The following is an 11,371-nucleotide window of genomic DNA, read 5'->3' on the forward strand; positions in this document are numbered from 1 at the left end:
AACAAAAACGCCCGCTACTGAGTAGCGGGCGTTTTTTTAAATCTGAAGAGTCGATTACTCTACTTCATCCATTTTACCAAGAAGGTTACGGATGCGATCTTGCCATGCTGAATGCTCTTCCTGCATTTGCTGAGTTTTTTGCTCTAGCTCGTGACGGCTTGCTTTAAGCTCACCAGCTTCTGTTGCTAGTGCTTGTTTCTCTTCTTTAAGCTCTTCCACTTCCATTTGAAGAAGTGCAATTGTATCTACTGCTGTTTGAATTTTTGCTTCTAGCTGCTCTAGTACTTCAAAAGACATTCTGGCCTACCTTTAAGTTATCCGTTTGATGGTGAAGGTTCACTCCACTTATTTCCCCATTCTACTCAGCAGAGCAAGGATAAACACTCAATATATTCGATATTTTGCGCCATTCGATGAAAAAAACAGCACTTTTTACCGAATATTGACGTGAACGATTACCGCCACAACGGCAAACCGATTATTTTGATGAATAATAACTGTTTTCCACTGCGAATTGATCGAGAGCAATCTCCAAAAAACAAAAAGGCAAACGTTTCCTTTTGGATATGGTAAAATTCGCCGCGAAATTTCTATTCCCCCTTTGAAAATTTTGGAGTCCGCATGAAACGCGATTTAGCAATGTCATTCTCTCGTGTCACAGAAGGTGCAGCACTAGCTGGTTACAAGTGGCTTGGCCGTGGCGATAAAAACGCTGCAGATGGCGCTGCTGTAGAAGTAATGCGTAGCCTATTAAACAAAACCGAAATTAGCGGTGAGATTGTTATCGGCGAAGGTGAAATCGATGATGCACCTATGCTATACATCGGCGAAAACGTAGGTGTGGGCGGCGACGCTGTCGACATCGCAGTTGACCCAATTGAAGGGACACGCATGACAGCAATGGGCCAATCAAATGCATTGGCTGTATTGGCTGCGGGCGAAAAAGGCAGCTTCCTTAAAGCGCCTGATATGTACATGGAAAAGTTGGTTGTTGGCCCTGGCGCTAAAGGCGTGATTGACCTAGAACTGCCACTAACAGAAAACCTAGAAAACATCGCTAAAGCACTAGGTAAAACACTTGATACTCTAGTCGTAACCACGCTTGCTAAGCCTCGTCATGATCAAGTCATCGCCGACATGCAAGCAATGGGCGTTCGTGTATTTGCTGTGCCAGACGGTGATGTTGCGGCTTCTATCTTAACCTGTATGCCAGACAGTGAAGTAGACGTCATGTACTGCATCGGCGGCGCACCTGAAGGTGTGGTCTCGGCGGCGGTAATTCGCGCACTCGACGGCGACATGCACGGTCGTCTTCTACCTCGCCACGAAGTGAAAGGCGACACAGAAGAGAACCGCAAGCACGGTGAACTTGAACTTGAGCGCTGCGCAGAAATGGGCGTAACGGCGGGTATCGTATTGAAGATGGAAGACATGGCACGCAGCGACAACGTTGTATTCTCAGCAACAGGCATCACTAAGGGTGACTTGCTAGAAGGTATTTCTCGTCAAGGTAATATCGCAACCACAGAAACCCTGCTTATCCGTGGCCGCTGCCGTACAATTCGCCGCATCAAATCTATCCACTACCTAGAGCGTAAAGATCCAGAAGTAGTAGGTCATATCCTGTAAGCCTAAATTCGGTGAAACAGAATATTCCAAGGCTGATACCTAGTATCAGCCTTTTGTTTTATTAGCGCACCAGAATCTGACCATGGCAGCCAATAGAGTAAAACGCTATCTATAGAGTAAATTATCATCAATATAGTAAATGGTTTGCTTTATAAACACCTTGCCTCATAATAGTAAGGTTCATTAGGTAGGGATAGTATGAAAACAAGCGACAGAATCTTACAGACCATTAAGCGTCAAGGCGCGGTAACCGCGAAACAACTGTCAGAAGAATTTGGCATGACGACAATGGGGGCAAGGCAACATCTGCAAAGCCTGGAAGATGACGGTATTCTTGCGTTTCATGATGTGAAAGTGAAAGTGGGTCGCCCGACTCGCCACTGGTCCCTGACTCAACAAGGTCATAACCAATTTTCAGACCGACATGGTGAACTCACCATTCAAGTGATTGATGCTGTCGAGAATCTATTTGGTAAAGAAGGGCTGGCTAAGGTTGCTGCCGAGCGTGAACAACACACTCTTAAGCAGTATCAAACTGCGCTGTCTGGCTGTGATTCACTCATCAGCAAGCTTAAAAAACTCACCCAGCTTCGTGAAGACGAAGGCTACATGGCTGAGCTTCAAGAGTATGATGATCACTACATCTTGATTGAGAACCACTGCCCTATCTGTAAGGCTGCAACTCGCTGCCCTAGCCTGTGCCAATCTGAGCTCAACGTGTTTACTGAGTTACTAAAAGATGAGTGTCACGTGAGCCGTACAGAGCACATCATTGCTGGCGAACGACGCTGCACTTACACCTTAACACCCGCCCTTTGATTGCAAAGGTAATCGGCTAATACCGTCTCAATATTGAGAAAATACAAATAGATTAAAATTTGTACAGATTTCTTTCTTAAGCTTAGAGCATATGAAACACGCTTAATGCTAAGGAAGGAATGATGGCGCATCCACAACCCGCTCAAAAACTGCCACCCTTTGATGAACTTGTCCAACTCGCGAAAAGCGACCCGAAAGCATTCAATCAATTCAAACACGAGATGTGCGAACAGATGATTTGTTCGGCTTCAGACGTGATGCAAGACCGACTTCGTGCGCAGCAAAGTCACATCGACTTAGTGGTTAGCCGTTGTAAAAACCCACACCACGCCAATGTCGTACTCATGCAAGAGCTGCGCTGTCAGGTCTGTAAGTTCCAAGATGCACTCGAAGGGCGCTGCGGCTTTGAAGAATCTCTGCCTGAAAATGTCGTGCCTTTTAAGCCGAATACCGAACCTAAAATGTACTGAAATTAGCAAAGCACTAAAAAGAAAAAGGGAGCGTAATGCCCCCTTCTTATTGGTTCGCTGTTCAATATTTACATGGGTCTTCGCCGTAGTCATTACGGCCTTCTGTACCTTTCAACAAACCACACTCAATCAGAATCCAGAAACCACACACTAATGCCGCGACGGTTGCCGCCATATGAATTGGCGATACCGGCTCTGTCGTCGTTGCAACCATTGGCGAAGCTAAACGACCCAATACTAATGGCACATTCAATAGTAGCCAGTAATTAGACTTATTGCGGTCGTGCCAGCGCTTAGCGGTTACCGCAAGGTCTGGGATCACAAGCATCAATAGGATGATTGGTAGCAGGATATAAGAGTAAGCAGGGAACAACACAGAGATACCTGAAGCAAAACCGGTAATCGCTATGTAGTAGAAAACATTCCAAATCCAGTAAGTCTTACGACCAATTCTCCCCTTGAAAGAGAGCAGTAATTCTTTCATCGACATCTTAAATACTCAAATTTATACGCCGCTAAAAGTCAGCAGCAATGGTTAGTTTATTACTTTTTGAAAGCAACTTTTATCCATATCACGAATATTCACCGTTAAGCTTCTTACATGACTCGCTTGTTCTTGCAGGATCTGCATTAACGATCGTGACAATTCTCGCTTTTGCTCTTCCGTTCGTCCCGAAAGTAACTCAAAGCTGATATGAATAAAGTCTACACTATCTTCCTCATCACCGACCAACCAATTATGGCAACGCAGTGAACGAGATTTCACTGATGGCACATCAAACAAGCCACATGTGAGAGCGACTTGGTGGAGATCTTCCAGTAAGCCTTGGATATTTACTCGCTCATCCACTGAATTGGAGTACTCTAGAACTAGATTCGGCATTGTTACTTCCTGTTGTTAACGCAATCGTTTGTCCCTTAATAACAACTAACGATGAAAAATCCGAGAAGTTAGCTATTATTCTGTCTGCCGGATCACTGATATATGCTCAAAATCTACTCTGACCATTGAGTAAGATCCAAGAAAGTCATGACCACAGTCATGATCTGTTGATATTAATCTGTTATATTATTTCGTAATAAAGTTTACTTTTTTACATTCGATTTATTTAAATACTTTGGAGATATTCCTATGCGTCATCCTGTAGTTATGGGTAACTGGAAACTAAACGGCAGCAAAGAAATGGTTGTTGATCTACTAAACGGTCTTAACGCTGAACTTGAAGGCGTAACAGGCGTAGACGTAGCAGTTGCTCCACCAGCACTTTTCGTTGATCTAGCAGAGCGTACGCTTACTGAAGCGGGCAGCGCGATCATCCTAGGTGCTCAAAACTCTGACCTAAACAACAGCGGTGCATTCACTGGCGACATGTCTCCAGCAATGCTTAAAGAGTTCGGCGCATCTCACATCATCATCGGTCACTCTGAGCGTCGTGAATACCACAACGAATCAGATGAGTTCGTAGCTAAGAAATTCGCATTCCTAAAAGAGAACGGCCTAACTCCAGTTCTTTGTATCGGTGAATCTGAAGCACAAAACGAAGCAGGCGAAACTGTTGCAGTATGTGCTCGTCAACTTGACGCTGTTATCAACACTCAAGGTGTTGAAGCTCTTGAAGGCGCTATCATCGCTTACGAACCAATCTGGGCTATCGGTACTGGTAAAGCAGCTACAGCTGAAGATGCACAACGCATCCACGCTCAAATCCGTGCACACATCGCAGAGAAATCTGAAGAAGTTGCTAAGAAAGTTGTTATCCAATACGGCGGTTCTGTTAAGCCAGAAAACGCAGCAGCTTACTTCGCACAACCAGACATCGACGGTGCTCTAGTTGGCGGCGCAGCTCTAGACGCGAAAAGCTTCGCAGCTATCGCTAAAGCAGCAGCTGAAGCAAAAGCTTAATTTAAACCTCACCGTTTAGATTAGATGAAAGGTCAACTTAGGTTGGCCTTTTTTATTACCTGTCGTTTCTGAAACCCAAACGGCAGGCACAAAAAAACCGCTGAATAATCAGCGGTTTTTAAATTCTTTAAGAGAACGCTAAGCGTGGCTTAGAACAACTCTTCTGCAACGCGGAACAGCTCAGAACGGTCTGGGTTCTGCATGTTCTCGATACAATCGATGATGTCGTGGTGAACAAGTTCTTCTTTCTCGATACCCACACAACGACCACCGTGACCTTCTTGAAGAAGGTGAACAGCGTAGTTACCCATGCGAGAAGCCAATACACGGTCAAATGCAGTAGGACGACCACCACGTTGGATGTGACCAAGAACCGTTGCACGAGTTTCACGACCTGTTGAAGATTCGATCTCTTTAGCCAGTTCGTTAGCATCCATCATTAGCTCAGTTAGAGCGATGATTGCGTGCTTCTTACCTTTCGCAATACCATCTTGGATGTTGCTGATAAGCTGTTCTTTATCTAGGCCAGTCTCTGGAGTAATGATGTACTCACAACCACCCGCGATTGCTGACATAAGCGTAAGGTCACCACAGTGACGGCCCATGATTTCAACAATAGAAATACGTTGGTGAGAAGAAGACGTGTCACGTAGACGGTCAATTGAATCAATAACAGTGTTAAGCGCTGTTAGGTAACCGATTGTGTAGTCAGTACCCGCGATATCGTTATCGATTGTGCCTGGAAGACCGATACATGGGTAACCCATTTCAGTCAGCTTCTTAGCACCCATGTAAGAACCGTCACCACCGATAACAACAAGTGCTTCGATACCGTGCTTCTTAAGGTTCTCAATGCCTTTCTCACGAACAGCAACGTCTTTAAATTCAGGGAAACGTGCAGAACCTAAGAAAGTACCACCACGGTTGATCACGTCAGATACGCTTGAACGGTCAAGCTTTTCGATACGGTCTTCAACAAGGCCTTGGTAGCCATCGTAAATACCGTAAACTTCAATGCCAACTGATAACGCAGTACGAACAACGCCGCGAACTGCTGCGTTCATACCTGGAGCGTCACCACCACTGGTCAAAACACCGATCTTCTTAATCATGCTCACCCTCGATTTTTGGGAATCTATTATTCAATTCTTGTTCTTGCTGATTGTATATCAACAAGATTTTAAATCTATATTTGTGCGTTATGTTACATTTCCTCAACAGGAATAGCACTCAAATCGCGTAAAATTATGTAACATTTCTACTTCTGTAAGAGTATTACAGTTTTACTCAATAACTTTGTTGATTCACATCAGAATCAACATTAATTGTTACTAAGGTGGTTTTTGAATCACCTAACAGTTAATAATTTTTACTCACTTTAGTTCAAAAGCCACTCACTTACCATTTGCCCGCTGATTTTTAGCACGCATTACCACGAGTGGAATTTCTGCTGCTTCTCTGGTCCAAATACGACCGAATACGGGTCTTGGTGAATTAATACATCAGCATCAGGGAACACGGAGATAAGCTTAGCCTCTACTTCGTCAGAAATGCGATGCGCTTCAATAAGTGGGATATTATCTTCCAATTCTAGATGCAGTTGGATGAAGCGTATTGGCCCCGAGCGACGCGTTCGTAATTGATGCACACCCAACACGCCTTCCACGCTCAATGATGTCTCTTTAATCTGTTTCAGCTCATCATCTGGCAGCTTATGATCAAGCAGAGACTGAACCGCTTCCATCGCCATTTGATAAGCGCTGTACAGAATGTAGATACCTATACCCACCGCAAATACAGAGTCCGCTTGGCCAAGCCCAAACCAACTCAATGCCAGTGCCAGCATAATCGCGGCGTTCATATAAAGGTCTGATTGATAGTGCAATGAATCGGCTGCAATAGCTTGGCTACCCGTTTTGTTGACCACATGTTTTTGGAAGCGAACCAGACCAAAGGTCATCACTATCGCGAACAGGCTGACGTAGATACCAATTTCTGGAGAGTTCAGTTCATGAGGTCGGAAGAAGCGCTCAATACCATTGAGAATAAGGAAACATGCAGAGCCTGAAATAAACATTGCCTGCGCTAATGCAGCGAGAGATTCAGCCTTACCATGACCAAAGGTGTGCTCTTTGTCGGCAGGCTGCAGAGAGTAACGAACCACGATAAGGTTAACGACAGAGGCCGCGATATCCAGCATTGAATCCACGACGGAAGCCAACAGACTCACGGAACCTGTCACCCACCAAGCTGCGACTTTCACTATCAATAAAATAGTGGCGATGGTGGTGGCTGCCCAAGCGGCGAGCGTAACTAAACGTGCGTATTCTTGTTTCATAACTTGGCTATAAAGTGACTGATAGCACAAAGTATAACCTGCAAACCACCAATTGAATATGACAGCCATGATGTAAAACATTCATTTTTAAGGATCAAAAAAAGCGACACTCGGCCGCTTCTTTCTAAACACTTTCATTCAACGCTGATTTTTCAAGCAATGAATTACTTGTCTTTGTTCATGCGTTTTCCCATTTTGTCAGCACACTTAGTCATGCGCTCTTGTTGGATTTCTTTCAGTTGAGTCTTTTGCTCAGCCGTTAGTACGCTCATCATTTGGTGTTGCTTCTTAAGCATTGCTACGCGACGCTCAGTTTGCTTCTCAACCATTTGGCTTGCTAGGTCGTTTGCTGCTGCTTCGTCAAAGTTGTCAGCAAGTACCAATGCTTGAACCTTTTCGTGATGCGCTTTCATTTGCGCCATTTTTGCCGTTTTGTTTGCACCGCGCTTTGCTTTCATCTCAGCACGGTCTGCTTCACGCATCTCTTTTAACTGTTCTTTTTGAGCGTCGGTTAGGTCTAGTTGGCGCATTACTTTTTTATCGAAACCGCCACACTTGTCGTGCATACCTTTGTGGTCACCTTTATCACCACCACCGTAAGCATACGCGCTTGCTGTACCAAAAATAAGTGGAAGTGCCGCAGCTGCTAGTACAAGTTTCTTAGTCATTTTCATAATTGTTGCCTCAATTCGGTATAATAAGTCATGTGTTGCGTCTGTTTCTCAGCGCTTGAATATAGATTAGTCTTTCCCTCGTAAAGTGACGTTTAGAAAGCGTAAAGAATCGTAAAGAGTGAAAGTTGACGAATAATTAGCAGTATTATTAACCTAACTAAATGATTAAGGCTTCCCAATGGCGAACATTCTTCTTATTGATGACGACACAGAGTTAACCAGCTTACTTAAAGACATTTTGAGCTTTGAGGGCTTCACTGTCTCCGAAGCCAATGATGGCTATGCCGGGCTTGAAGCGATCAATGATGAGATTGATCTGGTCCTTTTGGATGTGATGATGCCGCGCCTTAATGGCATGGAAACGCTAAAAAAGCTGAGGGAAAATTGGGAAACGCCGGTACTAATGCTGACCGCAAAAGGCGAAGAGATCGACCGTGTGATTGGTCTTGAACTTGGCGCGGATGATTACCTGCCTAAACCTTTCAGTGACCGAGAGTTGTTAGCTCGTATTCGAGCTATCTTGCGTCGTACTCAAACCAACACCGCACCTAAGGCGGCCAGTGATAGAGTTCAATATCAAGACATCGAAGTCTTCCCTGGCAAACAAGAAGCCTACTGCAATGGGGAGCTCATCGACCTCACCACAACCGAGTTCGCCCTACTGAGTCACCTTATCCAAAACCCAGGGCAAGTGATCACCAAAGAAGCATTGAGTTTGGATGTGCTGGGTAAAAGGCTCGCAGCGTTTGACCGCGCGATAGACATGCACATCTCTAATCTACGTAAGAAGATTCCTGAGCGCACTGACGGCAAATCACGCATCAAAACCTTACGAGGCCGTGGCTACTTATTGGTAGAGGAAGATTAATGCGTATACCTAAAATCACCAGCTTATATGGACGTATCTTTGCTATCTTTTGGTTCACCATGTTACTGGTGCTTTTGTCGGTGCTGTCACTTCCCCATTTAGACCCTCGAGTCGCGCGAGATGTGCCCGCAGATCACCTCGATAAACTCGAGCGTATCGCTAAAATCACAGAGAAACGCTACGCCAAAGAACCTAATCTGGGCAAGATTGTCTTCCAACTGGAGGCACCACGCAGCCGCAAGGATTCTAGAGCTCGCATCTACCTGACCGATCTTGAGGGCGCAGTCCTTACCTCGAAAAGGCATTCAGACTATAAGCTAAAGGCGATTCGTAACTTTGTTACCTCGATTGATAACCCTGAGATACCGAAGCAAAAACTCTACGGACACTACATGGTCGCAGGGCCAGTGCCAATTACTCTCGCTGGTGAAGAGTTGCTGATGTATGCCGGAGTGAAGTGGAACCAACCACCGCCATTCTTACTGCGCCTGTTTGATAGACCTCTGCAGCTATTGCTTGCCGTGATGTTGGCGAGTACCCCGCTATTACTTTGGTTAGCTTGGGCACTGAGTCAACCCGCTCGCAGGCTAGAACGCGCGGCACAACGCGTGGCGAAAGGTCAATTCGAGGTCGATCCAACACTCGAAAAAGGTACTTCAGAGTTCAGACAAGCTGGTGAAAGCTTTAACCAGATGGTAGAAGCGGTAAACCAGATGATTTCGGGGCAACAACGCCTGCTCTCTGATATCTCACACGAGCTCCGCTCGCCACTGACACGTCTTCGCATGGCCAATGCACTGGCGATTCGTAAACAAGGCGAGAGCCAAGAGTTAGAACGCATTGATACCGAAGCACAGCGTTTGGAACAGATGATCAGTGAGCTGCTGACGCTATCTCGTATGCAGGTCGACAGCCATATTACTCGTGAGGTTCAGCCTATCTCGAGCCTATGGGAAGAGATCTTAAAAGACGCAGAGTTTGAAGCCGAACAGATGGGCAAACAACTGACGTTCTCGGAGATCCCAGAACGCTCTATTTCGGGGAACCCTAAACTGCTGATGAGTGCGCTAGACAACATTACACGCAATGCCATCTACTACGGTAAAGACCAAGTGGATGTACAGTTCCATGTGGTTCAAGATCAGCTAACAATTTGCGTCAATGATAATGGTGATGGTGTTCCAGAGGATGAACTCGATTCTATCTTCAGACCTTTTTACCGTGTCTCAACAGCGCGTGACAGAAACTCTGGCGGCACAGGGCTTGGATTAACCATTACTGAAAGTGCGATTCGCCAACACAGCGGAACCATCACCGCAACCCGCAGCCAGCTCGGTGGATTACAACTCGAAATCACCCTGCCTATCTTACCGGTGTAATACCCCCACAAAGATCGCAGTTGATAATGATTGTCATTACCATTATGGTAAATCCTCTAATTAAGGAGGATTTACCATGTCGCACACTTTCCCTGCTTTACCCTACGCTTACGATGCCCTAGAGCCTTACATTGACGCTAAGACAATGGAAGTGCATTACAGCAAGCACCATAGAACCTACTACGATAAGTTTGTTGCGGCGGTGTCTGGCAGCGAGCTAGAACAGCAATCTCTGACCGAGATCTTCGCCAACATCTCTCAGCACAGCCCGGCTGTTCGTAACAATGGCGGTGGCTACTACAATCACATCTTGTACTGGAACTGCATGTCGCGAGACGGCGGTGGTGAACCTACGGGCGAGCTTGGTGAGGCTATCAAGAGTACCTTCGGTGATTTCGAGACATTCCAAGATCAGTTCGCCCAAGCGGCGATCAATACCTTTGGCTCCGGCTTTGCTTGGCTAGTGGTAGAGCAAGGGCAACTGAAGATCATCTCAACCTCGAACCAAGATAATCCGTGGATGGATACCGTTGTCAGTGATGGCGAACCGATTCTTGCGCTCGATGTTTGGGAACACGCCTACTACATCAGCTACCAAAACCGTCGTCCTGATTACATCAACGCATGGTGGAATGTGGTGAATTGGAAGGCGGTTGCTGAAAACTACGCACAAGCACTCGCGAATAAAGCGTAAGCGAATGGTGGTGAACTGTACTCACTCAGCTTGCCACCGTATACTCGGGCTATCTTTGATTACTCTTGTGAACCAACATGTTTGATATCGCTCTATACGAACCAGAAATTGCACCCAATACGGGTAACATCATCCGCCTATGTGCTAACTGCGGCGCAAACCTGCACCTGATTGAACCGCTTGGCTTTGATTTTGAAGAGAAGAAGGTTCGTCGTGCTGGCTTGGATTACCACGACCTTGCGCGAGTTAAGCGTCACAAGAACCTAGAAGCTTTCCTTGAGTATCTTGAGAATGAACGCGAGGGTGACTTCCGCATCTTTGCCTGCACCACTAAAACGACAGGTCACCACGTTGATGCAAAATTCCAACAAGGTGATGTGTTGATGTTTGGCCCAGAGACTCGCGGCCTGCCTGCTGAGTTCATTGAAAGCATGCCAATGGAACAACGCATTCGTATTCCAATGATGCCAGACGCGCGCAGCCTGAACCTGTCTAACGCAGTGGCAATCATTGCTTTTGAAGCATGGCGACAAATGGGCTTTGAAGGCGCGGTATAACCGAACGCTCAAACTTATCTTTTATCTGTTATCTGTTATC

The 11,371-nt window shown here is 45.8% G+C and carries 14 protein-coding genes; 8 read left to right on the forward strand and 6 right to left on the reverse strand.

All coding sequences use genetic code 11. From position 1 onward, the window contains the following. Nucleotides 1-54: 54 nt before the first annotated feature. The gene (gene zapB / locus AB4623_RS15695; RefSeq protein ID WP_008219652.1) at nt 55-297 is read right to left on the reverse strand and encodes a cell division protein ZapB; all 243 of its coding nucleotides are present in this window, start codon (nt 295-297) and stop codon (nt 55-57) included. A gap of 324 nt (nt 298-621) precedes the next feature. Here zapB and glpX point away from each other — a divergent pair, with 324 nt between their 5' ends. From glpX to AB4623_RS15710, 3 genes are all read left to right on the forward strand, one after another. Further along, nucleotides 622-1,629, forward strand: coding sequence for a class II fructose-bisphosphatase (gene glpX, locus AB4623_RS15700; protein WP_017061153.1), 1,008 nt, complete (start codon nt 622-624; stop codon nt 1,627-1,629). Between the two features lie 198 nt (nt 1,630-1,827). Continuing rightward, entirely contained in the window at nt 1,828-2,448 is a 621-nt protein-coding gene (locus tag AB4623_RS15705) for a metalloregulator ArsR/SmtB family transcription factor (protein WP_065584290.1), read from the forward strand. A gap of 122 nt (nt 2,449-2,570) precedes the next feature. Then, a complete protein-coding gene (locus AB4623_RS15710) occupies nt 2,571-2,918 on the forward strand; it encodes a DUF3135 domain-containing protein (RefSeq protein ID WP_017061155.1) in 348 nt (115 codons plus the stop codon). 61 nt (nt 2,919-2,979) lie between these two features. Here the strand turns inward: AB4623_RS15710 and AB4623_RS15715 are convergent, their stop codons facing one another. Both AB4623_RS15715 and AB4623_RS15720 read right to left on the reverse strand, forming a co-directional pair. After that, nucleotides 2,980-3,408, reverse strand: a complete 429-nt coding sequence (locus AB4623_RS15715; protein WP_017063673.1) for a DUF805 domain-containing protein — start codon at nt 3,406-3,408, stop codon at nt 2,980-2,982. Nucleotides 3,409-3,453: 45 nt separating this feature from the next. Further along, nucleotides 3,454-3,801, reverse strand: a complete 348-nt coding sequence (locus AB4623_RS15720; protein ID WP_017061157.1) for a 5-carboxymethyl-2-hydroxymuconate Delta-isomerase — start codon at nt 3,799-3,801, stop codon at nt 3,454-3,456. A 249-nt stretch (nt 3,802-4,050) separates the two neighbouring features. Between AB4623_RS15720 and tpiA the strand changes: the two genes are divergently transcribed. Beyond that, entirely contained in the window at nt 4,051-4,821 is a 771-nt protein-coding gene (gene tpiA, locus AB4623_RS15725; protein WP_017061158.1) for a triose-phosphate isomerase, read from the forward strand. 149 nt (nt 4,822-4,970) lie between these two features. Here tpiA and pfkA read toward each other — a convergent pair whose 3' ends face one another. From pfkA to AB4623_RS15740, 3 genes are all read right to left on the reverse strand, one after another. After that, nucleotides 4,971-5,933 carry a 6-phosphofructokinase gene (gene pfkA / locus AB4623_RS15730; RefSeq protein ID WP_017061160.1) on the reverse strand — a complete coding sequence of 321 codons (963 nt, stop codon included), beginning with the start codon at nt 5,931-5,933 and terminating at the stop codon, nt 4,971-4,973. 317 nt (nt 5,934-6,250) lie between these two features. After that, complete coding sequence (gene fieF, locus AB4623_RS15735; RefSeq protein ID WP_017066567.1) at nt 6,251-7,159, reverse strand: CDF family cation-efflux transporter FieF; 909 nt, start codon at nt 7,157-7,159, stop codon at nt 6,251-6,253. Nucleotides 7,160-7,323: 164 nt separating this feature from the next. Then, nucleotides 7,324-7,833, reverse strand: a complete 510-nt coding sequence (locus AB4623_RS15740) for a CpxP family protein (RefSeq protein ID WP_017063671.1) — start codon at nt 7,831-7,833, stop codon at nt 7,324-7,326. A gap of 178 nt (nt 7,834-8,011) precedes the next feature. On the opposite strand from AB4623_RS15740, the gene AB4623_RS15745 reads away from it, so the two are divergent. The 4 genes from AB4623_RS15745 to trmL all read left to right on the forward strand — a co-directional run bounded on the left by AB4623_RS15745 (nt 8,012) and on the right by trmL (nt 11,331). Further along, on the forward strand, nt 8,012-8,701 hold the full coding sequence (locus AB4623_RS15745) for a response regulator (RefSeq protein WP_017066566.1): 690 nt from the start codon (nt 8,012-8,014) through the stop codon (nt 8,699-8,701). Then, entirely contained in the window at nt 8,701-10,080 is a 1,380-nt protein-coding gene (gene cpxA / locus AB4623_RS15750; RefSeq protein WP_017068848.1) for an envelope stress sensor histidine kinase CpxA, read from the forward strand. Before AB4623_RS15745 ends, cpxA begins: the two co-directional genes overlap by 1 nt. A gap of 76 nt (nt 10,081-10,156) precedes the next feature. Further along, complete coding sequence (locus AB4623_RS15755) at nt 10,157-10,774, forward strand: superoxide dismutase (RefSeq protein WP_017066564.1); 618 nt, start codon at nt 10,157-10,159, stop codon at nt 10,772-10,774. Nucleotides 10,775-10,851: 77 nt separating this feature from the next. Then, nucleotides 10,852-11,331, forward strand: a complete 480-nt coding sequence (trmL, locus tag AB4623_RS15760; protein ID WP_009844716.1) for a tRNA (uridine(34)/cytosine(34)/5-carboxymethylaminomethyluridine(34)-2'-O)-methyltransferase TrmL — start codon at nt 10,852-10,854, stop codon at nt 11,329-11,331. Nucleotides 11,332-11,371: the final 40 nt, after the last annotated feature.

It is taken from the genome of Vibrio sp. 10N.222.52.C12, from assembly GCF_041474215.1.
Taxonomy (GTDB): domain Bacteria; phylum Pseudomonadota; class Gammaproteobacteria; order Enterobacterales; family Vibrionaceae; genus Vibrio; species Vibrio crassostreae_C.

Excerpts from the sequence above, each read along its gene's own strand:
- zapB (WP_008219652.1), bottom strand. The coding sequence starts at position 297 with ATGTCTTTTGAAGTACTAGAGCAGCTAGAAGCAAAAATTCAAACAGCA.
- glpX (WP_017061153.1), top strand. The coding sequence starts at position 622 with ATGAAACGCGATTTAGCAATGTCATTCTCTCGTGTCACAGAAGGTGCA.
- AB4623_RS15705 (WP_065584290.1), top strand. The coding sequence starts at position 1,828 with ATGAAAACAAGCGACAGAATCTTACAGACCATTAAGCGTCAAGGCGCG.
- AB4623_RS15710 (WP_017061155.1), top strand. The coding sequence starts at position 2,571 with ATGGCGCATCCACAACCCGCTCAAAAACTGCCACCCTTTGATGAACTT.
- AB4623_RS15715 (WP_017063673.1), bottom strand. The coding sequence starts at position 3,408 with ATGTCGATGAAAGAATTACTGCTCTCTTTCAAGGGGAGAATTGGTCGT.
- AB4623_RS15720 (WP_017061157.1), bottom strand. The coding sequence starts at position 3,801 with ATGCCGAATCTAGTTCTAGAGTACTCCAATTCAGTGGATGAGCGAGTA.
- tpiA (WP_017061158.1), top strand. The coding sequence starts at position 4,051 with ATGCGTCATCCTGTAGTTATGGGTAACTGGAAACTAAACGGCAGCAAA.
- pfkA (WP_017061160.1), bottom strand. The coding sequence starts at position 5,933 with ATGATTAAGAAGATCGGTGTTTTGACCAGTGGTGGTGACGCTCCAGGT.
- fieF (WP_017066567.1), bottom strand. The coding sequence starts at position 7,159 with ATGAAACAAGAATACGCACGTTTAGTTACGCTCGCCGCTTGGGCAGCC.
- AB4623_RS15740 (WP_017063671.1), bottom strand. The coding sequence starts at position 7,833 with ATGAAAATGACTAAGAAACTTGTACTAGCAGCTGCGGCACTTCCACTT.
- AB4623_RS15745 (WP_017066566.1), top strand. The coding sequence starts at position 8,012 with ATGGCGAACATTCTTCTTATTGATGACGACACAGAGTTAACCAGCTTA.
- cpxA (WP_017068848.1), top strand. The coding sequence starts at position 8,701 with ATGCGTATACCTAAAATCACCAGCTTATATGGACGTATCTTTGCTATC.
- AB4623_RS15755 (WP_017066564.1), top strand. The coding sequence starts at position 10,157 with ATGTCGCACACTTTCCCTGCTTTACCCTACGCTTACGATGCCCTAGAG.
- trmL (WP_009844716.1), top strand. The coding sequence starts at position 10,852 with ATGTTTGATATCGCTCTATACGAACCAGAAATTGCACCCAATACGGGT.